This window comes from Pandoraea sp. SD6-2 (assembly GCF_000389825.1).
Lineage (GTDB): Bacteria > Pseudomonadota > Gammaproteobacteria > Burkholderiales > Burkholderiaceae > Pandoraea > Pandoraea communis.
In genome coordinates this window covers 1-25391 of record NZ_KB944437.1, presented here as the reverse complement: position 1 = coordinate 25391, position 25391 = coordinate 1, and the positions used below count along the sequence as shown (strand labels likewise).

The window sequence follows — 25391 nt, the reverse complement described above, 5'->3', positions numbered from 1 at the left end:
CCCCCCCCCCCCCCCCCCCGAACGCCGTGCCCTGACCAGCCTGGAGCTGCGCACGATCTGGACTCGTGCGCCATCGCCCGAAGTGCGGGAACTGCTGTGGGAGATCCACCGGATGCACGGCGTGCTGCTGGCGTGCCGGGCGGATATGGAGATCATCCGCGCCGCTTGGCGGGAGGATGTGGGTGGGTGGCTCGTCGCCATCGAGTCGCTTCGTTCGCGGCTACTTGATGAGCCATGCGTCGCAGAAGCGGGGGTCGACCGCATGCGTCCGACACGCGCGGTGCCGACGCCCGATGCTCCGTCGGTCGAGCAATTATTGCCAACACAAAAAATCGTTGACGGCGACAATTAATGCCCATACAAAAATTATACGGACATCGAATTCGACCCGATCAAAGATCAAGCGAACCGAGAAGCACGGCCTCTCACTGGCACTTGCTGAGGCGTTCGAGTTGGACACCGCCCTCGTCGGAATTGACGATAGGCGCAACTACAACGAAGAACGATTTGTCACCCTCGGCCTGATCGGCGACCGGGTTCATGTAATGGTGTTCACTGTGCGTGGCGAAGCGATTCGAGTTATCAGCCTTCGCAAAGCCAATCGACGCGAGGTAAAGCAATATGACGACGAAACGTAAGATCCAACCGATGACCGACGCCGAAGACGCGGCGATCACGCGTGCGGCACAGTCCGATCCGGACAGCCCGCCGCTCACCGATACCCAACTGAAGAAGACGCGCCCGGCGCGTGAGGTGCTGACGAAAGCCCTCGGAAAGGAACGCACCGATGCCCTGCTGAAACGACGCGGGCGCCCTGCGCTGCCGGAAAACGAGCGTAAGGTGACGCTCAATATGCGAGCCGACCGGGATGTGGTCGATGCGTTTAAGGCCACCGGCGACGGCTGGCAGACTCGCATGAACGATGCGCTGCGCGAGTACGCTCAGTCGCACCACATGCTCCCGGCCTAACCGGAGCGACGCGAGATGGCGAAATTCATAGAGGTCCGGAAGGGCGCGCGGGACGCGAGTGAAAACGTGAATCTGTGGTTTGCGCGTTGCGAGAGGTTGAAGGTGCCATACGTCACCGTGACGTGTCGCACGAAGGTCGCCGACGTGGAGTGGGATCACATCTCGTATCCGCCCGTCGTGGACGATCTGCTATCGGCTGGCGGAGGCGAACTTCGTGACGCGGCAATCGCGATTTTCCGCCGTCATGCCCGCACCGAGTACGGCGCAGAATTCACCGCAAGCGACCTGCTCGTATCGTTCCGAAACCTTGAAATTCCTGCCGCCCGGAAAGCGGCCGAGGAACTCCATGACCTCATCGCTGCGCACGTTGCTGCCCGCCAGGCGCCCGCCTCGGCTCTGACACCCCATAATACCCTATAGTCAAGCGCGACAAGGTGGCTTAAGCAGTCTTGTCGCTGCTCGCAAGCGCATACGGCTCGAACCGCATCACCTCTTCACCGAGCCAGTCGCTCACGGCTTTCATGCTCTCCTGTAGCGGCATAATCTCGTTGCCCCAGAAGACCTTCGCGGCCGTCTCCACGTCACCGAGCCCGACCGTGTTGTTCGGAATCACGCTCATGAGCTGCGGCGGTACAGGGAACTGACTTATACCAGCAAGAAGTCACGTAAAATTCGCACAGCGCAAGGTCTGCTGATGGTGGTTGCAGACACCGCATCTCAGACAAAAACTCTTCTGGTTGTGCTTCTGTGTATGTTTGTTCGTCGTATTGCCATTGCCCTAGCATCACGCCCATCCTTGTTCATCGCTGGCACTGCATCTCTCGCCGGCGTCATCTCAATCCTGACAGCGGCATTGCTGTATGAAATGCGTTCCGATGCCATGCTGCGCGCGCAGGAGTTCTCCGAGAACATCACGTTGATTCTGGAGCGGGATATTGCCCGCAACATAGAGACTTATGACCTGTCGCTGCAGGCGGTCGTTGATGCGGTTCACAACCCCCACGTGATGGCGCTTTCACCGGAGATCCGTCAACTGGTCTTGTTTGACCGATCGAGCGCCGCACGTGACTTAGGTTCGCTGCTCGTAGCGAATGCGCAGGGAAATGTTTTCGCCGATTCCCGCGCGGTACCGCCACGCTCCGTATTTGTCGGAGACCGCGACTATTTCGCCGCGCAAAAGACTGCCAAGGATGTTGGTCTCTTCATCAGCAAACCATTCGTACCGCGCGTTGGGGGTGAAGGATTGACGGTAGGTTTGAGTCGCCGCCTGAACGACGTGGATGGAAAATTTTCCGGCATCGTGGTCGGCACACTGCGCGTCAGCTATTACACACACCTGTTTGAAGGTGTCAACGTTGGGACTGCAGGCACAATCGCACTATCGGGTCTGGATGGCACCCTCTATGCCAGTTGGTCAAGCGATTCGCGAATTGTGCCGACCGAGCCCAGCCCCGTATTTGCGGAAAACGCAAAAATACTCACTGTTGTGGCAACGTCCAAGCGCGATGGCGTTGAACGGTTGCTGACGTCGCGCCGGATCGAAGGCTACCCACTGGCGGTGACGGTGGGATTGCCCACTCAAGATATCTACCGGAATTGGAGATATCGCGCGATGGTGATCGGTTCAATTGTCGCAACCCTGAACGTACTGTTGCTGGCGGCTTCTGTCTTCTTTGCCGAGCAGTTGCGCAAGCGGTTCGAGATGGAGCGGCAGCTTGAGACGCTTGCCAATACAGATGGACTGACTGGCCTGGCGACGCGCCGCGCGTTTGATGCGGCCTTCGATTCCGAATGGCGACGGGCGAATCGAACTCAACAGCCACTTGGCGTCCTGATGATCGATGTTGATGAGTTCAAGCAATATAACGACCATTATGGCCACGCTGCTGGCGATGTCGCGCTCCGAATGATTTCGCGCTGCATCCTGGACAACGTTCGACGTCCGGGCGACATCGCTGGTCGCTATGGTGGGGAGGAGTTTTGCGTGGTGCTGCCAAGCACCGATCAAGCAGGTACCTTGCGGATGGCCGAGAAGATTCGCGGCGCGATTGAGGCAAAAGGTGAGCCTCATGCATTCAGCCGTCATGGCCGCGTCACCGTCAGCATTGGTGCTTACGTACATTCGGGCGATGCGCTTGGCATGGAAACCACCCAAGATTGCTTGAGCCGCGCCGACGAGTACCTCTATGCAGCCAAGTCGGCCGGGCGTAACTGTGTCATCTCTTCCCGTCCAAATCAAATGGCGCCCAACGCCAAGTCGGACATATTGCTCGCAGTCAATTGAGCGAAGTCTAAGCCTCTTGCGAGATCTGCAAGCTCGTACGAAGTCTGCGCGCGCCTAGTCGCGTCTCCTACGGGAAAGAACGGGCCCCTCGGGCCCGTTTTCCTTTATCAACTCCCCTTGCCGGTATTCGCCCCCAAAAATGGGAACGGTGGTGCCACCTTGAACTCACCCGACACCTCGCCTTTAAACGTATTGCGTTGATCCTTACCGAGATCGAGCCGCTTCACCGGTGCGCCTGCCGCAAAATCCACCTTGTTCAGATCCACCCAGAACGTATTCGGCGTGAGCGCCGACTCGAAGAAATAGAGCATGCGCTTGTGATCGACCACCGTGCGCCAGCGCGTCGACGAGATATTCGGCTCGCCCGGCGTCGTGATCCCGTACGGCACCGACACATTGCGAATCACGCTGAACACGCTCGCCAGCGCCTCGACCGGGTCTTCATTTTTCGGAATCGCATTGATGTAGAACGACGCCCGCGCAAATCGATCCGACGAGCGATTCGTCCCCGGAAGGAACGTCGTGCCCCCGATCTGCTTCCAGTACGTGTTCAATGCGAGTTGCTCGTCGAACGTCGGCGAATTCGTCATCACCTGATACTGACGGCCGTGGTGAATCACCTGCCGGCCATTGATGTACTCGACGATGGCGCTGTCACCCGATTTGTCCGACATCGACAGGTGCAGGGTCGCGAGCCGGTTCTCACCCGGCACGTTGTCCGTCACGATCGTGAACGGTTCTTTCTCGAGCGCGGTCACCGCTTCGGCGACTGTCGCAAAGTTGTCCAGCACGTATTGCGCCCAGGCTGCGATCGTCAGCCCCGGTTTCGCGCCCCTGTCGAACTTCGGATATTGCGACTCCACCAGCCACAGCAACTGCGCAGACAACCCCTTCTCGTTGACGCCATCCGTCGTCGATACGTCATAACCCGTGGCGACCACACTGCCATATTTCGCTGTCCAGCGAAGCGAGTTCGGCCCGGATTCTCCCGAACGCGCAATGCCTCGCGGCAACACGTAGAGATTGGTGGCGACGTCGAGCCTCCAGTCCATCGAACGTGCCGTGACGACGTCGTCGTTTGCACCGAGATATACCACCCGGGTGCAGGCCAACGACGAGAGCGGGGAGAAAGCGAGTGTCGCGGCAGCGACGAGACAAGGCAGTGTCTTGACGAACATCCGGGGCATGGCGATACCTCACGTTTGGCGGGAGAGATTCGTAGAAGCCGTCAGTATAACGATGGAATCTCTTCGCTCCTGCGCATCACTTCCCGGCACGTCGTCAGACGCTTCGTGTCATCACTCGATCAGAATCGGATACAGCGACGCCACCAGCATTGCTGCGGCAAACCCATTAAAGATCCGTACCGAGCGCGCATCGGTGAGCACCCGTCGCATCGCAACGCCGAATCCCGCCCACAGACCAATGCACGGCGCACAGAGCACACCATAGATCAGCGTGAGCACCATCACGTCGGGCAAATGCGACGCCTTGGGAAGATAGGTGCTGATCGCACCCACAGCCATCACCCACGCCTTCGGATTCACCCACTGGAACGCCGCTGCGCCGAGAAACCCCATGGGACGCTCGCGCTCACGACGCTCACCGTCAATCGGCCCCGAGCGCGCCAAATGCCATGCAAGCCACAGCAAATATGCCGCCCCGGCGTACTTCAGCACCGTGTGAATCACGGGGAAGCGCACGAAGATCGAATGCAGGCCCGTGCCCGTCAGAAACACCATCAGCGCGAAACCGAAGGCGATGCCTGCCAGATGCGGCAAGGTGCGCGCGAAGCCGTAGTTCAGCCCCGAAGCGAGGATCATCATGTTGTTCGGACCCGGCGTCACCAGCGTGATGACAGCGAAAGCACAGAAGGCCAGCAATTGTTCGGTCGTCATGTTCGAAAGTCTGAAGCCCCCCCGCGCCGGCGCCGCCTCATGCAGTCACCTTGGGACTCGCGGAGCCACAGGATAGGCACGCGCGCTGCCCGAATCCCGATACAGTTCGCCAAATCCGGACAGGCCTGTACCGGCCGCCAACCGTGACAGTCGCCACCCCGCCGGCCCAGCCACCCGGCCCCATCGACGCACCGCCGCCACACAACGCCCGGCGTCGTGCGAAAATCGACGCCATCCGAACAAAGCCATCGATACCGGCGCGCTTGCCCCCGCTCACCGACCGCTCGACACCTTATCCGATGCCGCCCCGCCTGCCACCGCTATCCGCCCTTCGCCTGTTCGAAGCCGCCGGGCGCCACCAGAGCTTCAAACGCGCTGCCGCCGAACTGCATCTCACGCCGAGCGCCGTCAGCCACGGCATCGTCGGGCTGGAGCAGACGCTTGGCGTCGCCCTGTTTATCCGCTCGCCGCAAGGTCTCTCGCTCACTCCGGAAGGCGTCGACTATCTCGCCTACGTGACCGAAGCGTTCTCGTTGCTGCTCACCGGCACGCGACGTCTGCCCACGCCGGATGCCTCGCGCGCCATCGCCATTTCCTGTGCCCCAACCCTCGCCTCGCGCTGGCTCCTCCCTCGCCTGAGCACGTTCTTGCAGCGCATGCCGAACGTCGACATCACGATGGACTCGTCTCAGCGACAGGTGGGCTTCCCGGCCGACGGCTTCGACTTCGCCATCCGCCTGTCGCGTGCACCGGTCGCGAGCGACGCCTGGCACCGGCTGTTCGGCCAACGACTCGTTCCCGTCTGTAGTCCGGCGTATCGTGCGAACCATGCCGATGCCGACGGCAAGCTCGACCTGCGCGCCGTCACACGAATTCACGTGACCAGCGCCAGTGAAGACTGGCAAGCCTGGATCGAAGGCGCAGGCATCGATGATTTCGATGCCCAGGGCGGCCTGAGTTTCGACAGCATTCAAATGGCCTTCGACGCGGCGATGACCGGCCTTGGTGTGGTCATCGGACGCCGCCCGCTGGTCGACGACTATCTCGCGAGCGGTACCCTCGTACCGGCACACGACATCACGACGCCAGCGCAGGGGGCCTACTGGCTGATCTGCGCGCAAGACATCGAACCGCACCCCGAGTGCGTGGCGTTCCGCGACTGGGTTATCGAACAGGCTCGCCCCTTCGGGTGAATAGAATTCACTCGCCGTAACGCACAACTCGTTTGCCAGAAGGGCATGTCGTTGCCAGACTTCGGCGAGGAGGACTCACCATCATGCAAAAACCCTTGGCTTCGGCGGCGCCCTCGCTGCAAAACCGCGTCACCCTGATCATCGTTGCCGGGGCACTCGTCCTGAGTGCCGCAATGGGCACCCGGCAGACGTTCGGTCTGTTCATCAATCCGTTCTCGTACGATCGCGGCGTGCCCGTCACCCTCGTGGCCTTCGCCATCGCACTGCACAACCTCGTATGGGGATTCGCACAGCCGTTTGCCGGCGCGATGGCCGACCGTCACGGCCCGGCCCCCGTCGTTGCTTTCGGCGCGTTTGCGTTCGCCGGAGGGCTGGCGATGGCGGCACTGGCGCCGTCCGGAATGTGGCTTGTCATCGGACTCGGCGTGCTCGTCGGACTCGGCATCAGTTGCACGACGTTCGGTGTGGTGCTGCCCGCCGTCAGCCGCGCCGTCACGCCGGAGAAACGCACGATGGCGATGGGGCTCGTGAGCGCCGGAGGCTCGCTCGGACAGGTCGCGCTGGTGCCTATCGCGCAAGGCCTGCGTCAGACCTACGGCGTGTCGACGTCGCTCTTCGCCCTCGCACTGATCCTGTGCTGTGCCGCCCCGCTCGGCCTCTTCATGACGCTGCAGCGGCGCGGCAATGCGGCCGGCAAGGCCGCCTCCCCCGCGTCGGGCAACGACGGCGAACACGTCTCGCTACGCGAAGTGCTCCGTCAGGCGCGCAGCCATCGCGGCTATCAGTTGCTGACGCTCGGCTTCTTCACCTGCGGCTTTCAATTGGCCTTCATCGCCACCCACCTGCCCGGCTATCTGATGATGTGCCACATGCCCGCCGGCCTGGGCGCCACTGCGCTCGCGCTGATCGGTCTGTTCAATATGGCGGGAAGCTGGGCATGCGGCTGGCTTGGCGGACGGTATCGTCAGCATCACGTCCTTGGCTGGCTGTACCTGATTCGCGGGGCGGCCATCGCACTCTTCTTCCTGCTGCCGAAATCCGACACGAGCGTGGTGATCTTCGCCGCTATCATGGGGTTGACGTGGCTCGGCACCGTACCGCTCACCAGCGGTCTGGTGGCGAAAGTCTTCGGCACACAGCATTTGGGAACGCTCTTCGGCCTATGCTTCATGAGCCATCAGGTCGGCTCGTTCCTCGGTGCGTGGCTGGGTGGCTACGTGCTCGACGTTACCGGCTCCTACAATCTGATCTGGGCCGCGACGGCGATCCTGGGTGCCGTGGCAGCCGCCCTGCACTTCCCGATCAACGACGAGCGCGCAGCGCCGCCGGTCCGGCAGCCGCTAACGGCCAGTGCGTGAGTGTGTGAGAGTCTGAGGGCCTGCCGACTTATAGACGATGCGCGCTCGCCAGACGGAATATCTTCGTCCAGCGTTGCGCCAGCGAGCGGCCGGGCATCGGCACACGCCAATTCGCCTGCGCGTTGTGGGCGAGTTCAAGCACGAGCCACCAACGCCCGCCCTCGCTGACCGGATGCGCCGACGAGACATCCGAAAACACAAATCGCGTCTCGTGACCGCTCACGCGAATCGTGCCCATCTTGCGATCGGCGTCGAGCGTGAGTTCGCCCCACTCGCCTACGACACCGACTAGCCGCTTGCCGTCGCGCCGCACGCCATGCACGCCGCGATAGCGCCGCACCGCATCCCTCGCGAGCCACACGGCGATCAGCACACACCCGGCAATCGTCGCCACAGCCGCCAGCGTGCCGAACCTGAGCGAAACGGCAGCGTATAACCGCACCGCGCCGTACACGATGCCCGCCAGCACGACGAGCGCCAGAAGAATGAATGGCAATGCGTCCCCCCCCCTTGCATCGATACCGTTCGCGCCGGCAGATCGCGGACATTGAAAAGCCCCGCCGGCAGAATTGCCCGGCGGGGCTTCATTTCACCTCAGGCGAAGCGCTCGCGCCGGTATGCCCGGTCGCGCGCGAAACGCCACGGCGGTTAGCGCAGCGGCTGCGGTGCCGCGCCAACGTCCTTGCGCACCTTGGCCACCTGTGCACTGGTCACCGCCGGCGCCTTGTTGCCCCAACTGGAGCGCACGAACGTCAACACGTCGGCCACATCCTGATCGGTCAGACGATCGTCGAAGCCCGGCATCGCGTAATGCGTCGGCGCCGTCTTCGTCCACGGCATTTCCGCACCGCGCAACACGATATGGATGAGCGAAGTCGGATCTGCCGTATTCACCGTCGAACTGAGCGCGAGCGTCGGGAACGTTTGCGTGTAGCCTTTGCCCGTGCTGCGGTGGCATGCCGCACAGTTGTCGAGGAACGTGAGCGCGCCATTGCTCTTGTCGGAGCCCGTACGCAACGCCTTGGCCACAGTGTCGTCGTAGGCGAGCGCCTTGGCGTTCGGATCGACCGGCTTCAGTGTCTTCAGGTACTTGGCAACGGCGGTGAGATCGTCGTCGTTCATGTACTGAGTGCTGTGTTGCACCACGTCCGACATACCGCCGAAGGCCGCGGAATGATCATTACGTCCGCCCTTCAGGAACGCCGTGATATCGCCTTCGCTCCAGTTGCCCAGACCGTCGGTGACATCGCCACGCAAGTTCTTCGCGAGGAAGTTGTCGACCACGCCGCCCGAGAGGAACGCCGTGCTGTCGTCCGTCAGCGCCTTCTCCTGCAAGGCGACGCCGCGCGGCGTATGGCATGCGCTGCAATGGCCCAGCCCTTCGACCAGATAGCGACCGCGCGAGATCGGATCGTTATCGGTCGACGCGACGTCGGCCACGACCGCCGGCGCGAACATCTTGCGCCAGATCGACAGCGGCCAGCGCATCGACATCGGCCACGGAATATCGGTCGACTTGTTCGCTTGCGCAACCGGCTGCACGCCGTTTATGAAGTAGGCATACAACGCCTTCACATCGGCCGGACGCACCTTCGCGTACGACGTGTACGGCATGGCCGGGTACAGCGTCGAGCCATTCTTGGCGACGCCGTGACGCACCGCCTTGTCGAAGTCTTCGAGGCTGTAACTGCCGATGCCGGTGTCCTTGTCCGGCGTGATATTCGTCGAGTAGATCGTGCCGATAGGCGAGGCAATCGGCAGACCGCCGGCAAACGGCTTGCCCTTGGGCGCCGTGTGACACGCAGCGCAATCGGCGGCGCGGGCGAGGTACTCGCCCCGCTTCACGAGCTGCGCTTGCGGATCGTTAGCGGCGGGTGTCTGAGCGCCGCCTTGCACCGTCGTGGCAGGCACTGCGGGCGTGGGCACCGGCGAGACGGCTGCCCCGGAGGGTGCCGTCGCAGTCTGCGCCCACACGGCAACGGCCACGAGTGCCAAGGCACCGGCCGTGAGCGCACCAACGGAGCGTTTCATCATCGTTTTGCGGATCATGTTTGCGCTCCTCAAGCCTGCACCAGCGGGCCGGCGTTCTTGAGGTACTGTTCGCGAATCGCCTTCGCAGACCAGTACGCCAGCGCCGCCACCACGCCCGTAGGGTTGTAACCCATGTTCTGCGGGAAGGCCGATGCGCCCATCACGAACACATTGGACACGTCCCAGCTCTGCAGGTACTTGTTGACCACGCTGTTCGACGGATTCGTGCCCATGATGGCGCCCCCGGTCGTATGCGTGCTCTGGTAGATCCGCGTGTCGTAATGGGTGCCCTTCTTGCGAATCGCACGGAACACCTTCTCCGGATTCATCGCGCGGCCGACCTCTTCCATCCGGTCGCCCATGTAGCCCAGCATGGCGTATTCGTTGTCATGCCAGTCGAACGTCATGCGCAGCAGCGGCACGCCATAGGCGTCCTTGTACGTCGGATCGAGATCGAGGCAGGCGTCGCGATACGACATGACCGAGCCGGAAATGCCGATGGTCATGTAACGTTGATACGCGTCGGTAATGCCCGCCTTCCACTTGCTGCCCCACGACGGCGTGCCCGGCACGGTCGGGGTCATCTTGATCGGACGTCCGCCATAGCGCACGTGACGAATACTCGCGCCACCGATGAAGCCCAGCGGTCCGTGGTCGAACTGGTCACCGTTCAAGTCGTCCATCGACACACCGCCTGCGCCCGTACCGACGAACGGGTTCAACTGCGTGCCCTTGGGCAACAGCACGTTCACCGCGCCGTTCATCTGGTACGCGTAGTTCTTGCCGACGACACCCTCGCCCGTCTTCGGATCGTACGGTTTGCCAATGCCCGAGAGCAGCAGCAAGCGCACGTTGTGCATCTGGTACGCGGCCATGATGACGAGATCGGCAGGTTGCTCGACTTCGCGGCCTTGCGCGTCGATATACGTCACCCCCGTCGCCTTCTTGCCGTCGCTGTCGAGATTGACCTTCACGACATACGCATTCGTGCGCAACTCGAAATTGGTCTTCTTGAGCAGCACCGGCAGGATGGTCGTCTGCGGCGACGCTTTCGAATACATGTAGCAGCCGTAGTTCTCGCAGAAGCCGCAGAAGTTGCACGGTCCGAGACGCACTCCGTACGGATTCGTATACGGCTCGGACGTGTTCGCGGCAGGTGCCGGATACGGATTGAAGCCCACTTCGCGGGCGGCCTTTTCGAAAAGTGTCGCGCCGTAGGTATTCGGCAACGCCGGCGTGGGAAACTCGCTCGAGCGCGCGCCCTCACGCGGATTGCCGCCCGGCACGATCTTGCCGTTCAGGTTGCCCGCCTTGCCCGACGTGCCGAACACTTTCTCAGCGAAATCGAAGTGCGGCTCCAGTTCTTCGTAGCTCACGCCGAAGTCCTGAATCGTCATGCCCTCGGGGATGAACTTCTTGCCGTAGCGTTCTTCATAATGGCTGCGCAGCTTCAGTTCTTCCGGAAGAATGCGATAGTGCATGCCGTTCCAGTGGAACCCCGCACCGCCCACGCCATTGCCCAGCAAGAACGAGCCGTTCTGGCGATAAGGCACTGCGAGGTCGTCCGGCGTGTGACGAATCGTGACGGTCTCGCGCGCCAGTTCCTGAAAAAGCTTGCCGCGCACCGAGTATTCGAGTTCGTCGATGACCTTCGGGTACTGGGCGTCGGTCGGCGTGTCGCGCATGGCGCCGCGCTCGAGCGCCACGACGTTGAGCCCTGCATCGGTGAGTTCCTGGCCGAGGATCGCCCCGGTCCAGCCGAAGCCCACGATGACGGCGTCGACCTTATCTTTCTTGATTGCCATGAATTAGCCCCGCTTTCCGGAAATCGATACGGGCCCGTACGGGTATTTGACGTTGGGCTGGTCCACCCAGTCCATGAAGTCGGCACGAGCGCCGGGAAAGCCCACCAGCTTCCAGCCGACCATGTCCTTGTTGCCGCCGTGGATGGGGTCCGAGAGGAAACCTTCCTTCGTGTTGGCCAGCAAATAAGAGAAGAACGTGCGCGCGGGCACGCTATCGAACGCGATCTTCGCTTTCTCCAGATCGCCCAGCACAGTTTCCTGCGTGGCGTGATCGAGGTCGGCGAAGACCTTGTTGTACTGCTTCTTGCAGTACGCATCGCAAGCCGCGATGCCGTGACGATAGATATCGCGCGGCACGAGGCTCAACTGGTAACCCATCTCGGGCGGCTGATCGGTATGAAACGGCCCTTGCATGTACCAGAGCTTGCCGTGCCCGAAGGGAGTTTCCATCTGACGGTCGATGAACTGCGGCACATCGGCTTGCAGCGCGCCCGGGCCGAGATCGTCGGCAGGAATCAGACGGTCGACGGCAGCATTCACGAAACGCCATTCGTCGGCAGTGAAGTACTTGGGCTCGTAAGGCGTGGTCGAAGCAGCGGGGGTAGCAGACTTGTCGCTGCTACAGGCGGACTGCGTAAGCGTCGCACCGGTGGCAAGCGTCGTAGCAGGCACGATCGCCAGCACCTGGCGCAGAAAGCGCCGGCGCGGTTCCTTGTCCTGTGACATGGAGTTCTCCGTTTTTGTGTGGGGGACGGGACGAATCACGCATGACAGTCAAGCGATAGTGGCTCGCCATGCGCGAAGAAAACCTGACAGGCCATTCACCTCGCGTAGCGCAATTTAACGCGGCAATTCTACTTACAAGTTCCCTACATAGCAAAGCAAGGGGTCGTTGCAAAAATCTCGCAACATATTGATTGGAAAGACTTGCAAATAATTAAAATATTTATTAGTTACGCGCGCACGAAGCGTTTCGGCGAGCGAAATTTCGGAGTCGCTTTCTCCCGCGGGATGAGAAGCCTGCGATCGCAGGCGGAGACGCCTTCAAGCACGAAAAAGGCCGCTCCGTATTCCGGCAGCGGCCTTGGTGCTTAATGCAGTGATTGTGGTGAATTACTCAAGGATAGGCGGCAACGACAACGGCAGGTGCGGTGGCGATGACGCCGGCAAGCGCCGCAGCAATGGGGGCGTCAGTTCCTCCGAAGCCTGCGGGTCAAGCGAACGCGCCACGTTGAGCATCTGCGCAAAGCGCGCCGCGCCAGACGTCAGCGACCGTCTCACGCTCCCCGGCGACGTTTCAGCGCGCCTCACGAGTGCGTATTCGCTACCGTCCGGGCCGGCGAAATGCGGCACGCCGTCGAAACCCTCGTCAAGCAGTGTGTCGTCGTGCACGGGCACGGGTGTATTGCCAAGCGCGCTTCGCGCACCGGCGTGCCGATGAAGTCCCTCGTTGTGATGCTCGCCACGCACTGGCGTGGGCGTGTCGCCAGGTTCCTGGCGCTCGCCGGTGCGCAGAGGCAGCACCGCATAGTGATGCTCGTCGAATAGTCCGTCGCCGGACAGGCCGGGATCGGACCGACTGTCGTCGGACTCCGGCAACGACGTGACGCTAAGTCTGCGGCTCTCCTGGGGGCGCATGGCATCGTCCATCACGGTGCTGCCCTCGGTCTTCCACGCATCGATATCCAACGCTCTGGCCGCAAGCCACGAACGCCCTGCCCCGCGCCCCCCTTCCTTGGCGTGATTGAGCACCGACGAATACTCGTGCACCCCGAACCCTCGGTCCCTAATCATCTTGAGCGAGACCGGCTGATCTGCCGGATAGCCAAGCAGCAACGCCAACCGTGCCGCGTCGTTGGCGGCACGCGTCTTGTTCTTGGCGAACCAGGACGTCGAAGCCGCAGGTTTGAGCACCCAGTTGCCATCGCGCACGGAAAGTCGCAATGGCACGTCGGCACCGCCGTTGGTCATTTCTCTCTCGGCTTCGCGCGCCATGTCGTTGAGCGCGATCAGTACTCTGATTTCCGCCTTGAGTTCGTCGCGCTTGCGTTCGTGCGCCCCCAGGGTCAGGTCCAGCATGGCATCCCGGAGCGAAGCGAGGTCAACGAGATTTCCCCGCGCGATCCGCTTCGTTTCTCCCTCCGGCAACGATTGCACCGTCATATTCAACTGACGGATCTCGTTGTTCAGTGGCGTAATCTCCTCGAGTTGGGCACGTACCCGTGCCACGTCGAATGCGCGAACAAACGGCTTGGCGACAGGCGGAATGCCGTAGCGCACCGATTGCATGGACGACGCGCGATCGCGCTCGAAGCTCACGTCCTTGCCAATACCGTCGAGATAGGTGGAGCGCCAGCGCTCAAGTGCTTCACCGACGAACCTGGGCATCAGCGGGTGGGCTTGCAGGCGCTTGGCATGAAGCACATCCCGATCGCGCTCACCGCACCAAGTGCCAAGCGGAATGCCACACTTCTCCAGATCACTTCTCTGCCGTGCGGGATACGTCTGCCAGGACTTGCCGGTTGGCGCAAGCGCGGAGGTGGCGACCGACCCCAGTCGCTGAAAGTCAGAGCCGAAGCTGTTCCCGTCTTCAGGCGGCTTCGACCAGTTAGCGGAAAGGATTTGCACCGGCGAATGGCTCGATGCTGCGGAAATTGTTCCCATGATCGTCTCCAGATAAACAGACCGGATGGTCTTCAGGCGCGTGGAGACTAAATGGATTCGCCGTGCCGGGATATCGATAATGTCGAATGGCTTCGCTTTGTGGCACCAGCGCATCCGTTTCCCACCGCCATCAGAAACGTGCGAGCAGTTGCCCCAAAAGGGCCGCGCCTTCCCGCCCCTTGGCCGAATCGGCCCACAGGCGATCGATCATGGCGCGATACATGCCCACCCCGTCAGGCGAGGTCGTGATCGTGGCAATACCAGTACGTAAGTTGGGTAGCTCGCCCAGACGGAACGGCGAGACAGCGACATAGGCTTCGCCCTGCGCTTCGAAGATCTGGAACGTCTCGTTCGGCATGTTGTCGCTCACGATGCCGATCTGCACGCCCGTCGTGTCGGCCTCGAGGAACTCGACAATGCGCGCGACCTCGCGACGTGCCGCCATCTTCCGCTCGAGCTGCACGCCCGGCGGCAGTCCCAGCCGCCCGACGAGTCCGTGATGCAGGAACTGCTCGATCTGGCGCAACCCGATGAGGCTGGTCACCGCCAGCCGCTGACGCGAGAAACTCGACTTGCGATCCTGCAAGATGCCCAGCACGCGATCGATCGTGTTCGCCCAATGGCGGTCGGCGAGCGTGGGGGGAATGCTCTCGTCGAGCATGTGACGCAGCCACACGTCATAGTCTTCCGAGGTCAGCAGAAACGAAATCGGGTCGAAGTGCGCGACGATACGCTCGGAGCGGCTCTCCAACTGGCGCATCCGCTCGAAATAGCTCACCGCCGAGTCGTGATATTCGACTTCCACGCCCAGCAAATTGGCGAGCGACACCCCCAGCAGTGCCGCAAGCCGCTCAAGCGTATCGATCTTGACGATCTCGCCGCGCTCAAGCTTATAGATGGCCGCGCGTGAGATATCGAGCTGCTCCGCCACATCCTCGCTACGTAATTCCGCCGCAAGCCGGTAGGCGCGCAAACGCTCGCCAATGGCTCGGAAATTGAAACGCGCGCCCCTCGGCGCCCGGGATGTCGTCGCAGCTCGATTCAAATCGCCCCCTGTCGGATGCCAATGCCCGGCCCGGCCAATCGCGCCGCACCCGCATTGCAGTGCGGGGATTATACCGGTCGCCCGCACGTCCCGATGCCGCGCCATGACAGTCCCTACTCACCCCGCCCCGTTGGGTGCACTGTCGCAAACACCCCACATTCGCCCGGCGAATATTTTTCCTGTTGTCTATTTTTTTAGACATCTGCACGATCCCGAACACGGATACCCCATTGCGTGGGAATGCCCTGCACCGGGAGCAGGTTTGCCGTGGTTTGGGGGGTGACCGCACGCGCCGGCAGTGATAGCCTGCGCGCCGTCCAGAAATTTATACAACAAAGAGGGAATGATGAAGACCTGGCACAAGGTGGCTGGTGCCGCCGCACTGAGCGCCGCAACGCTCGCAACCACGGCCCACGCGCAATCGAGCGTGAGCTTCTACGGCCTGGCAGACGCTTATGTCGGCTCGGTGAAGAACCCGGGCGGCAACGCTGCCGTCGTGCAGCAAGGCGGCGGTATGACCACGTCGTATTGGGGCCTGGCCGGCACCGAAGACCTGGGTGGCGGCAACAGCGCGCTGTTCGTGCTCGAGAGCTACTTCCAGCCGAACAACGGAACCTACGGCCGCTTCGCCGGCGACAGCTTCTTCTCGCGCAACGCGTATGTCGGCCTGTCCAACGGACTCGGCACCTTGCGCCTCGGCCGCATCACGACGCCGCTTTATCTGGCGACGATCCAGTTCAACCCGTTCAATAACTCGTACACCTTCTCGCCGATGATCTTCCACACCTACAAGGGTCTGGGGACACAGGGCGTGGTGGGCGACTCGGCGTGGAATAACGCCGTGGCGTACACGTCGCCGACTTACGCCGGGCTGGCGGGCACGTTGCTTTACGCCACCGGCAACAGCGCGACCGACCATAGCGCGAAGAAATGGGCGGCGTCCGTCACCTACGCCAATGGCCCGTTCGCCGCGGCCGCGAACTATCAGTACGTGAATTTCAGCGCGACACCGGGGGACTTCGGCACGCAGTTGCCGGGCGTCGCCGGGCTGACCAATCAGAACACGGCACAACTCGGCCTCTCGTATGACTTCGCCGTGGTGAAGGTCTTCGCCCAGTACATGCTCGTAGCAAGTCAGGCCGCAAGCGGCAACTTCCACGCGAATACGGGTCAGTTGGGCGCTTCGGTCCCGCTCGGCCGCGGCAGCGTGCTCGCATCGGTGGCCTATACCGGTTCGAACGGTTCGGGCGACAACCAGCGCCGCACCACGTGGGCCCTCGGCTACGACTACCCGCTGTCCAAGCGCACGGACATCTACGCCGCATACAAGTACGACCACATGAGCGACATGTCGACCGGACAGACCTACGGCGCCGGCCTGCGCATGAAGTTCTGAGTGAGGGCTGGCGATACCGCCAGCCTTCCCGAGGCACGCGACGGCACGCAATGCTCATCAGTCATGGCTGCCGTCGCATGGCGTCTCGATATCAGGGTTTGACCCGATTATTTTCGTCTTGCCTGCCCCGCCGGGTTCGTTTAGTCTAAATATTTAGACAGATGGAGAGCATGATGGATCTGCAGCTTGCATGCGTCTGGTTACAACGCGACACGGTCGGTCTGTCCGACATCGAGGATTTTGCTGCACGTTGTCTCAATGCGTCGCGCACGGCCACGCGGGAATCCGCTGCGTTGCTGTTGCTCGCGCAGGCCGCACAAACGTTCGCCGAACGCCAGTCGGGCATTGCCGCCAACGGTGAGACGTTTCAGGCATTTCTCGCCCGCACCAAGGCCCATGCCACGATGTTGCGCGATGCAGCGGCCACCTCCGATGCCACCTTCCTCGCCACGCTGAACGGCTTCGCCGCACAGTTGACGACCGAGGTCTATGCGTAACGCATGATGACGATGCGTGACGATGGACGACGCTTGGCTCGCATCTCCCCGGCGGTATTTTTTTCACTTGATCGTCTAAAAATTTAGACAATTTGACGAAAACCGCGCGGTGCGGTGTTTAACCCCGCTGCGTCGATTCGCCGTCCCACAGGAACCGATCATGGAAGCCAACCTGAACACACCGAGTGCCCAACGCCCAGGCGCCACGTCCGACGACATCGTTACCCCTTACGCGTGGAAAGCGCTTGCGGGCTCTGCCATCGGCTATGCGATGGACGGTTTCGATCTGCTGATCCTCGGCTTCATGCTCCCGGCCATTACGGTTGGGCTGCAACTCTCGCCGGGCCAGGCCGGTGCACTCGTGACGTGGACACTGATCGGCGCCGTCGCGGGCGGCATTCTGTTCGGTGCGCTCTCGGATCGCTACGGCCGTGTGCGTATGCTCACGTGGACGATCCTGCTGTTCGCCGTGTTCACCGGGCTGTGCGCATTTGCGCAGGGCTTCTGGGACTTGCTCGTGTATCGCACGATTGCGGGCATCGGACTCGGCGGCGAATTCGGCATCGGCATGGCGCTGGCCGCCGAAGCGTGGCCTGCGGCCAAACGCGCACGCGTCTCGTCTTACGTCGCGCTCGGCTGGCAGACGGGCGTACTCGCCGCGGCACTGCTCACACCGCTGTTGCTGATGCATATCGGCTGGCGCGGCATGTTCCTCGTGGGGGTGCTGCCGGCACTCGTCGCGTGGGTGCTGCGTAACAAGCTGCACGAGCCCGAAGTCTTCGTGCGACGCACCGGCAAGCCTTCGAAGGCCGGTCAGGGCAGCAACGCCTTCCGTCTGCTCGTGAAGGACGCCCGCACCACCCGGGTGAGCCTGGGCATCGTGATTCTTTGCTCGGTCCAGAACTTCGGCTACTACGGCATCATGATCTGGCTGCCGACGTTCCTCTCGCAGAAGCTCGGCTTCTCGCTCACGAAGTCCGGCATTTGGACAGCGGTCACCGTGATCGGCATGATGATCGGCGTCTGGGCGTTCGGGCAACTGGCCGACCGTATCGGACGCCGCCCCACGTTCCTGCTGTATCAGGCGGGGGCCGTGGTCATGGTGCTCGTCTACGCCCAGTTGACCGACCCGATGGTGATGCTCTTCGCCGGCGCCTTGATGGGCATGTTCGTCAACGGCATGGTCGGCGGCTACGGCACGCTCATGTCCGAGGCCTACCCCACCGCTGCACGCGCCACCGCGCAGAACGTGCTGTGGAACATCGGACGCGCCATCGGCGGGTTGGGGCCTGTCGTCGTCGGTGCACTTGCTGCCCGCTACTCGTTCCAGATCGCCATCGCGCTGCTCGCGAGTCTTTACGTGCTCGACATGTTCGCGACGCGTTTCCTGATCCCCGAACTCAAAGGCGTTGAACTCGAGTAACGAGAGACACGACGCGTGCGACGTTACGACGTCGTCGCGTCGCCTCACAACGCCCGTCCCCATTTATTCGGAGCCCCCATGTCAGTTGCCACTCTGACGTGTGCCGACGTCACCCGCCCATGGGCGCCGGTGCCCCCGGACACACATGCCGCGCAAGAGGCGACATGCCCCACCCCTACGGTTGCGACGCATCGTTGCCGCGTGCTCGCGCATCGCGCCGTCAATGCGCGTTACCGCTATCTGCGTCTGCAGGCAGATGCCCCCGTCGCCCTCACGACGCAGCCCGGCCAGTTCTACCAATTGAAGTGCCCGGTCACCGACAGCGACGCGCCCTTCCTGCTGCGCCCCATGAGCGTGTACGGCACCGGCCCCGAGCCGGACACCATTGAATTTCTCTACAACGTGACAGGCATGGGCACACGTGCGCTGGCCACCCTGCCGGAAGGGGCAACGCTCGATATCGTCGGCCCGCTGGGCAACACCTTCACGCTCAACACGCAGCCTGAGCAGTGGCAGCGCGTGATGCTGGTGGCGCGCGGCGTGGGGCTCGCGACAATGGCGCCGCTCGTGCAGCGCGCGGCGGCGGCCGGGCTGAAGTTGACGGTCGTCATGTCGGCCCGCAGCGAGGCCGATCTGATGCGCGACGAATTCCTGCGCTCGCCGCAGGCCCGCGCACTGGCCGACGTGCATTGCGTGTTCGACACCGACGGCTCGTCGGCCGTCGAGGTATTGGAGCCGCGCATACGCGCCCTGCTCGACGCCACGCCGCACGACGCCGTCTACACCTGCGGCTCGCATCGTCTGTTGATGCTGCTCCAGCGTGTGCTGCACGCACACCCGCACATCACCGCCGAGGTGGCGATGGAGCAACGCATGGCGTGCGGCATGGGCGTTTGCCTGTCCTGCGTGCGCCTGTTCGATCGCGATGGCGACAAGCAATTCCTGCGCGTGTGCCGTGAAGGCCCTGTGTTTCCGATTCGGGATGTCGTCGGGGAGGTGGACTTTGGCTGATCTTTCCGTACGCATCGGATCGCTCACCTTGCGCAATCCGGTCATGCCGGCCTCTGGTTGCTTCGCGGTCGAATATGCCGAAGCGCTGGACCTGACCCGGCTCGGCGCGCTTGTCGTCAAGAGCGTCTCGCCTGCCACGCGTGCGGGCAATCCGACGCCGCGCGTGGCCGAGACCGCCAGCGGCATGCTCAACTCCATCGGCATTCCGAGCAAGGGCCTCGACGCCTACCGGCGCGATGTTCTGCCCGCCTATACACGTTTCGATACGCCCGTGGTGGTGTCGGTGTCTGCCGATACGGCGGAGTCTTTCGGGCAAGCCTGCGAGACGCTCTCGCTGCCGGAAGTCGCGGCCATCGAAGCGAACATCTCCTGCCCGAACCTCGAAGCGGACGGCATGGCCTTCGCCATGCTGCCCGAGACCACATACAAGGCCGTGAGCGCCATTCGCCGGCGCACCTCGCACCCGCTGTGGGTCAAGCTCACACCCAACGCCGGTCAGATCGCGCTGATTGCCAAAGCAGCGGAAGACGCCGGTGCCGACGCCATCGTCATGGGCAACACCGTACTCGGCATGGCGATCGACGTGCGCACGCGCAAGCCCAAGCTCGGCAACGTGATGGGCGGTCTGTCGGGACCGGCGATCAAGCCACTCGCCGTTCGGCTCGTGCATCAATGCCATCGTGCGGTGCGCATTCCGATCATCGGCTGCGGCGGTATCGAAACGGCAGACGACGCCGTGGAATTCATGCTCGCGGGCGCGTCGGCCGTACAGGTCGGCACGGCGTCGTTCCGCGATCCGGCCGTGATGGGACACATCATCGACGGACTCGCGGCGTACTGCGACGCACAGGCCATCGATCACATCGCGACGCTCACCGGCGCCGTCGCCCTCGACGCCCAACTGACCGACCGTTGGCTGCGCTTTGCACAGCAATCCGGCTGAGCACGCCGTCACACGTTACACGCAACCCTCGCAAAGCCTCACGCGAAAAGAAGCACACTCATGGAACTGAACGCGCTGGCCCCGCTGGCCGAGCAACTCTTCACCGACCTGCGCCGTCTTGGCGACGACGGCGTCGGCATTACCCGCGACAGTTACGGCGAAGGCGAGAATGCCGCAGCCTCGTATCTGACGGAATGGGCCGGACATCAGGGACTGGCCGTCACGCGCGACCGCGCCGCCAACCTGATCTTCACGCTGCCCGACGATATCGGTGACGCCGGCGACGCCCCCGCCACATGGATCGGCTCGCATCTGGACTCCGTACCGCAAGGCGGCAACTACGACGGTCTCGCCGGCATCGTGGCCGGTCTGCTGTGCCTGGTCGAACAGCGGCGCAGCCAGCGTCATCCCGCCACGCCGGTACGCGTGCTCGCACTGCGTGGCGAAGAAAGCGCGTGGTTCGGCCGTGCATACATGGGATCGAGTGCGCTGTTCGGCAAACTGAACGACGCCGACCTGGCCATGCCCCATCGCACGCATGGCCGCTCGCTCGCGGCCTGCATGGCGCAGGCCGGCGCCGACGTCGACGCGATTCGCGACGGGGCTATGCTGTTCGACGCCTCGCGAGCCAAAGCGTGGCTGGAGCTGCACATCGAACAGGGTCCGGTGATGGTCGCGCGCAACCTGCCCGTGGCCATCGTGCCCGGCATTCGCGGCAATGTTCGCCACAATCGCGTGTCGTGTGTGGGCGAAGCGGGTCACTCGGGGGCCGTGCCGCGCTGGTTGCGTCACGACGCCATGTTCGCGGTGGCCGATCTCATCACGCGTCTCGACGAGCATTGGCGCGCCCTGCTCGAGCGTGGCATCGATCTGGTGGTGACCACCGGTATCGTCGGCACCGATCCCGCCGAGCATGCCATCTCGCGCATTCCGGGCAAGGTGGATTTCAGTTTGGAAGTGCGCAGCCAGAGCACCGATACGCTCGACGTCTTCTACGAGTTGATGCGCACGGAGTGCCGCGCCATCGAACGCGATCGCGGCGTGCAGTTCGTGTTCGACCGGCGACTCTCGTCGCCCCCGGCAATCATGGATGCGCACGTGTCGTCGTTGCTGGTCGACGTCTGCCGCACGCTCGATCTTCCTCAGGAACGGGTGCCGAGTGGCGCCGGACACGACGCCGCCATCTTCGCCAACGCAGGCATTCCGAGCGGCATGGTATTCGTACGTAATGCCAATGGCTCGCACAATCCGCTGGAAAGCATGGATCTCGATGACTTCATGCGCGGCGTGCAGGTGCTGGACGCCGCCACGCATCGGCTCTGACCCCATCCTGCCCTCACAGCCAAAACAAATCGGGCCGCACTCAGGCGGCCCGATGGGTCTTTCGTCGCGACGGCGCCTTTCGCGCCCATCGCGCCTATCGCCTGACCTCGCTCAAGGCGCCAATGCGATCACCTCGGCCACCGCAGCGGTCAGCTTCTTCGCGTAGGGCACGTGCAGAAACTCGTTCGGGCCGTGAGCGTTCGACTTCGGACCGAGTACGCCGCACACCATGAACTGCGCCGTCGGAAAACCGGCTTGCAGCGTGTTCATCAGCGGAATCGTGCCGCCCTGCCCGATGTATGCGACATCCTCACCGTAGTGCCGTTGCGATGCCGTATTCAGCGCCGACGTGAGCCAGGGGGCTACGTCGGGAGCGTTCCAGCCCGAGGCCGCACCGGCGTCGGACTTGAAGGTCACCTTCGCGTTGTACGGCGGATCGAGTTCGAGCAACGACTTGAGTTCGGCCACGGCCTTGGCAGCGTCAACGAGCGGCGGCAGACGCAGCGACAGCTTGAACGCCGTGCGCGGGCGCAGCACGTTGCCCGCATCGGCCAGCGCGGGCAGACCGGCAGCCCCCGTCACCGACAGCGACGGACGCCACGTCGAATTGAGCAGCGCTTCCTTCGGATCGGTCGTGGTCGGCAACACCGACAGGCCGTCCTGACCGCAGGCCCACGGCACCTTCTTCCAGACGTCGTCACCAAGAATATGTGCGGTGGCTTCCGCCTCTTTCAGACGCTGTAGCGGAATCGGCGCATGGAAGCCCTGCGGCAGCACGTTGCCGGTGCCGGCGTCCTCAAGACGCTCGAACAACTGACGCATGATGCGAAAGCTCGACGGCGCAATCCCGCCATAGCCGCCCGAGTGAATACCTTCGTCGAGCACCTGGACTTCGAGGCTGCCCGAGATCAGGCCGCGCAGCGATGTCGTCAGCCACAACTGGTCATAGTTGCCCGCCCCCGAATCGAGGCAGACGACCAGACCGACACGGCCCAGACGCTCACGCAGTGCGTCGACATACGGCAGCAGATCGTAGCTGCCCGACTCTTCGCACGTCTCGATGAGACCCACGCAACGCGGGCGCTCCACCCCTTGCGCATCGAGAGCGGCGAGCGCCGTCACGCTCGAGTAGATCGCGTAGCCATCGTCCGCGCCGCCACGGCCATAGAGCTTGCCGTCTTCGAACTTGGGCGTCCACGGGCCGAGGTCCTTGCGCCATCCATCGAACTCGGGCTGCTTGTCGAGGTGACCGTAGAGCACGATCGTCTCGGTGCTGCCCGAGCGCGTGGCCGGCGCTTCGAAAAAGATTACCGGTGTGCGGCCTTCCAGACGAATCACTTCGAGCCGCAGTCCCTTGACCGGTTGACGTTCCGCCCATTGGGCGGCGTCGCGCACTACGCGATCGATGTAGCCGTTGCGTGCCCAATCGGCATCGAAACCGGGGCTTTTGGCGGGTACCGCGATGTAGTCGGTCAGTGCATGCAGAATTTCGTCATTCCATTTGCGTTCGACGAATTCACGCAATGCCGCCGTGTCGAGCGACGGCTGGGTCGGGGTGACGGTGTCGGTCATGGGGGAGTCCTTGGGGGGTGTACCGGTTGACGTGATCGCGACGGATCGGGTCGCAGCGCTCGCGCAGATCCGTCACGGGCACCGCCGGAGACGCCAGCGGGCCATATGACGTCATGATAGCCATTCCCGCCAGCGATGGCGACCGGCCAGCCGGATGCAGGGCATCTACCCGGCCGCGTCAGCCGGGGAAACGGCGGCGCGGGCCATGCGCCTTGCAAGGGGGCGAAGCAAGGATAGCGAACCGGCGTTCAGTTGCCCGTGCCCGGCGGATCGAAGCGGAATACGATCTCTCCGGCCGCAGCCGTCTCCTTCATGCATGTGGCGGACTGCGTCACTTTGCCGGCGACGTCCAGAGAATGCTCTGTGTCAGTGCCATTGCAACGCCAGAAGAACACGATGGGACGTTCGCACCGGTTCGCCACTTCGTAGCGATAGTGCGTAACGTCAGCCGGCAGGGCACGCAGCGCCCCGCATGGCTTTCCCGCCATGTCGAGCGGCTCCGTTGGCATCGGCGGTGCCTGAGCGCGAACCGGCGCACTCACCGCGACGGCAAGCAGTACCAGCATTCCTGTGATCCCCAAGCGCCGCGCAGTGACGAGCATCAGATCCAGCGCCATGCGATGGCGATGGCCCCGATGGCGACGCCAACGGAGATGACCACGCCAAACCATGCCAACTGTGCACGCCGTGCCCGACGGCGGCTCGATTCCGAAGTGTCGTAAAAACGACCCAATCCGCCCGAGTACAACTTTTCCCAGCGAATTTCCATGGCGCACCTCACAAATCAATCAAACCAGCCCGCACTATTGTTGTTCTTTTCTTCTTTATCGAAAGTTTTGAGGCGCAAGACAATTCGGATAAATCCGGGCAAATTCCGACAGGCGGACTACCCAAAATTCCGACACAGCACCTCCATTTCAAGATCGCACTATTCTTTCATAAACGCAATAGCGTGAACTTGCAGAATGCAGCCATAGCACCACGGGAGACCACGTTATCGACGATGGATATCAACGCGCATTGCGCGCTTTATCGTATCTCTCGCCATATCTTTAACGGGAAATTGCAGAGAATTGCCGGAATTTGGCCGTGCCAGCCTTTTTTTGAAATACAACATCTTTGTAACAAGACATTTCAAAACAGAGCGGACGTTCGTTCAAAGCAGGTGATTGAAATGGCGGGAGGAAAGCGCCATAGCCCCCGGCACCATCAGGAAGGACGGGAGCGGACTTTTCGCGTGAAAATCGAGAAATGCGTCGTCCAGAGCAACGCGGCGCGGCAGTCCGCCGAAGGCGGTGCCGCGCACGAAAAGGAAGATCTGTGACTTTAGCGTCCCAGGAAGGCCGCACCTACGGACAAAAGCACGAAACCGCCGACGCTACAGGCGATCGCGATTGCCAACAGGCGTTGAAAGAGTTGCTCGCGCTCAGTGGCGCTGCGATGGGAACGGGGTGCATCGTGATGAATCGTTCCCCAACCACTCGAATACACTTTTTTCCAACGGATGTGCATAAGTTACCTCGCGTTGTTTAGTGTTCGTAGCCTTGCCGGTCATCGATTCACGCTATCGGAATCGACGAGACGCAGGGCTAGTATGCGCTTTGTCCGGCAGCCGTAAACCCCTCGTCCGTGCTGCGTCGCCGCAAGCCAAACACCTGCTTCGGATAGATTTCGAGACCGAATAAGACGACCGGGAATACCGTCACCGTGACGTGATTCGAGATTTATGGCGAGGCATGTCAATGCGACAGAATGTCGCAGGTGCGACAAGTTGTCGCGCAACCCGCATGGACCGTGGAATTGGGAAATTTTCCGGGTGCGGCGTATGCCGTCGTGCGGCAGGAGTGATGTCTGCGGTAGGCCGGGCTACCGGGACGGAGAGGGCATGGGAGGAGCGGGACGCCTACGCCGTAGTGCAGTGCACCATCGATTCTTCGAATAAACCACAAAGCTGGGGTAAATCCGGGGGGGGGGGGGGG

25 protein-coding genes and 1 pseudogene are annotated in these 25391 nt (G+C 62.5%); 14 read left to right on the top strand and 12 right to left on the bottom strand.

The genetic code is table 11. From position 1 onward, the window contains the following. The 4 genes and pseudogenes from C266_RS27720 to C266_RS11010 all read left to right on the top strand — a co-directional run. Nucleotides 1-352, top strand: a pseudogene (locus C266_RS27720) (hypothetical protein); the annotation flags it as partial. 100 nt (nucleotides 353-452) lie between these two features. Continuing rightward, on the top strand, nucleotides 453-638 hold the full coding sequence (locus C266_RS26790; RefSeq protein ID WP_371257065.1) for a BrnT family toxin: 186 nt from the start codon (nucleotides 453-455) through the stop codon (nucleotides 636-638). Next, entirely contained in the window at nucleotides 622-969 is a 348-nt protein-coding gene (locus tag C266_RS11015) for a BrnA antitoxin family protein (protein WP_051126243.1), read from the top strand. Before C266_RS26790 ends, C266_RS11015 begins: the two co-directional genes overlap by 17 nt. Nucleotides 970-1071: 102 nt before the next feature. After that, nucleotides 1072-1389: a hypothetical protein gene (locus tag C266_RS11010; RefSeq protein ID WP_144265787.1), complete on the top strand. Its 318-nt coding sequence runs from the start codon at nucleotides 1072-1074 to the stop codon at nucleotides 1387-1389. Between the two features lie 19 nt (nucleotides 1390-1408). Here the strand turns inward: C266_RS11010 and C266_RS11005 are convergent, their stop codons facing one another. After that, a complete protein-coding gene (locus C266_RS11005) occupies nucleotides 1409-1588 on the bottom strand; it encodes a phage portal protein (RefSeq protein WP_010806869.1) in 180 nt (59 codons plus the stop codon). A 75-nt stretch (nucleotides 1589-1663) separates the two neighbouring features. On the opposite strand from C266_RS11005, the gene C266_RS11000 reads away from it, so the two are divergent. Then, on the top strand, nucleotides 1664-3253 hold the full coding sequence (locus C266_RS11000) for a sensor domain-containing diguanylate cyclase (RefSeq protein ID WP_246831171.1): 1590 nt from the start codon (nucleotides 1664-1666) through the stop codon (nucleotides 3251-3253). Between the two features lie 107 nt (nucleotides 3254-3360). On the opposite strand, the gene C266_RS10995 is transcribed toward C266_RS11000, so the two are convergent. Together C266_RS10995 and C266_RS10990 are read right to left on the bottom strand one after the other, a co-directional pair. Further along, complete coding sequence (locus C266_RS10995; protein WP_010806867.1) at nucleotides 3361-4431, bottom strand: linear amide C-N hydrolase; 1071 nt, start codon at nucleotides 4429-4431, stop codon at nucleotides 3361-3363. Between the two features lie 120 nt (nucleotides 4432-4551). Further along, entirely contained in the window at nucleotides 4552-5151 is a 600-nt protein-coding gene (locus C266_RS10990; protein ID WP_010806866.1) for a LysE family translocator, read from the bottom strand. Between the two features lie 299 nt (nucleotides 5152-5450). Between C266_RS10990 and C266_RS10985 the strand changes: the two genes are divergently transcribed. Then, nucleotides 5451-6344, top strand: a complete 894-nt coding sequence (locus C266_RS10985) for a LysR substrate-binding domain-containing protein (protein WP_010806865.1) — start codon at nucleotides 5451-5453, stop codon at nucleotides 6342-6344. An 83-nt stretch (nucleotides 6345-6427) separates the two neighbouring features. Then, complete coding sequence (locus tag C266_RS10980; protein WP_010806864.1) at nucleotides 6428-7702, top strand: MFS transporter; 1275 nt, start codon at nucleotides 6428-6430, stop codon at nucleotides 7700-7702. A 28-nt stretch (nucleotides 7703-7730) separates the two neighbouring features. Here the strand turns inward: C266_RS10980 and C266_RS10975 are convergent, their stop codons facing one another. The 6 genes from C266_RS10975 to C266_RS10950 all read right to left on the bottom strand — a co-directional run bounded on the left by C266_RS10975 (nucleotide 7731) and on the right by C266_RS10950 (nucleotide 15247). Continuing rightward, complete coding sequence (locus tag C266_RS10975; RefSeq protein ID WP_010806863.1) at nucleotides 7731-8198, bottom strand: hypothetical protein; 468 nt, start codon at nucleotides 8196-8198, stop codon at nucleotides 7731-7733. A 152-nt stretch (nucleotides 8199-8350) separates the two neighbouring features. Beyond that, nucleotides 8351-9733, bottom strand: a complete 1383-nt coding sequence (locus C266_RS10970) for a cytochrome c (RefSeq protein WP_168162900.1) — start codon at nucleotides 9731-9733, stop codon at nucleotides 8351-8353. A 29-nt stretch (nucleotides 9734-9762) separates the two neighbouring features. Further along, nucleotides 9763-11538: a GMC family oxidoreductase gene (locus tag C266_RS10965; protein WP_010806861.1), complete on the bottom strand. Its 1776-nt coding sequence runs from the start codon at nucleotides 11536-11538 to the stop codon at nucleotides 9763-9765. Nucleotides 11539-11541: 3 nt separating this feature from the next. Then, entirely contained in the window at nucleotides 11542-12264 is a 723-nt protein-coding gene (locus C266_RS10960) for a gluconate 2-dehydrogenase subunit 3 family protein (RefSeq protein ID WP_010806860.1), read from the bottom strand. Between the two features lie 387 nt (nucleotides 12265-12651). Further along, nucleotides 12652-14202: a hypothetical protein gene (locus C266_RS10955; protein ID WP_010806859.1), complete on the bottom strand. Its 1551-nt coding sequence runs from the start codon at nucleotides 14200-14202 to the stop codon at nucleotides 12652-12654. Between the two features lie 130 nt (nucleotides 14203-14332). Continuing rightward, entirely contained in the window at nucleotides 14333-15247 is a 915-nt protein-coding gene (locus C266_RS10950) for a helix-turn-helix domain-containing protein (protein WP_036662645.1), read from the bottom strand. Nucleotides 15248-15590: 343 nt separating this feature from the next. Between C266_RS10950 and C266_RS10945 the strand changes: the two genes are divergently transcribed. From C266_RS10945 to C266_RS10920, 6 genes are all read left to right on the top strand, one after another. Continuing rightward, entirely contained in the window at nucleotides 15591-16643 is a 1053-nt protein-coding gene (locus tag C266_RS10945) for a porin (RefSeq protein WP_010806857.1), read from the top strand. 173 nt (nucleotides 16644-16816) lie between these two features. Next, entirely contained in the window at nucleotides 16817-17140 is a 324-nt protein-coding gene (locus C266_RS10940; RefSeq protein ID WP_010806856.1) for a hypothetical protein, read from the top strand. A 160-nt stretch (nucleotides 17141-17300) separates the two neighbouring features. Further along, nucleotides 17301-18563, top strand: a complete 1263-nt coding sequence (locus tag C266_RS10935) for an MFS transporter (protein ID WP_010806855.1) — start codon at nucleotides 17301-17303, stop codon at nucleotides 18561-18563. A gap of 78 nt (nucleotides 18564-18641) precedes the next feature. Continuing rightward, entirely contained in the window at nucleotides 18642-19574 is a 933-nt protein-coding gene (locus tag C266_RS10930) for a dihydroorotate dehydrogenase electron transfer subunit (protein WP_036662643.1), read from the top strand. Further along, nucleotides 19567-20517 (top strand): dihydroorotate dehydrogenase, encoded by a 951-nt coding sequence (locus tag C266_RS10925; protein ID WP_010806853.1) that lies wholly within the window; start codon nucleotides 19567-19569, stop codon nucleotides 20515-20517. The genes C266_RS10930 and C266_RS10925 overlap by 8 nt, the downstream gene beginning before the upstream one ends. Before the next feature lie 60 nt (nucleotides 20518-20577). Next, on the top strand, nucleotides 20578-21840 hold the full coding sequence (locus C266_RS10920; protein ID WP_010806852.1) for a hydantoinase/carbamoylase family amidase: 1263 nt from the start codon (nucleotides 20578-20580) through the stop codon (nucleotides 21838-21840). Between the two features lie 111 nt (nucleotides 21841-21951). Here C266_RS10920 and C266_RS10915 read toward each other — a convergent pair whose 3' ends face one another. From C266_RS10915 to C266_RS27715, 3 genes are all read right to left on the bottom strand, one after another. Beyond that, complete coding sequence (locus C266_RS10915) at nucleotides 21952-23412, bottom strand: M20 family metallopeptidase (RefSeq protein WP_010806851.1); 1461 nt, start codon at nucleotides 23410-23412, stop codon at nucleotides 21952-21954. Nucleotides 23413-23660: 248 nt separating this feature from the next. Continuing rightward, on the bottom strand, nucleotides 23661-24029 hold the full coding sequence (locus C266_RS10910) for a hypothetical protein (protein WP_010806850.1): 369 nt from the start codon (nucleotides 24027-24029) through the stop codon (nucleotides 23661-23663). Then, a complete protein-coding gene (locus C266_RS27715; protein ID WP_158453307.1) occupies nucleotides 24014-24181 on the bottom strand; it encodes a hypothetical protein in 168 nt (55 codons plus the stop codon). Before C266_RS27715 ends, C266_RS10910 begins: the two co-directional genes overlap by 16 nt. A gap of 234 nt (nucleotides 24182-24415) precedes the next feature. Here C266_RS27715 and C266_RS27415 point away from each other — a divergent pair, with 234 nt between their 5' ends. Beyond that, nucleotides 24416-24736, top strand: coding sequence for a hypothetical protein (locus C266_RS27415; protein WP_144265786.1), 321 nt, complete (start codon nucleotides 24416-24418; stop codon nucleotides 24734-24736). Nucleotides 24737-25391 lie beyond the last annotated feature (655 nt).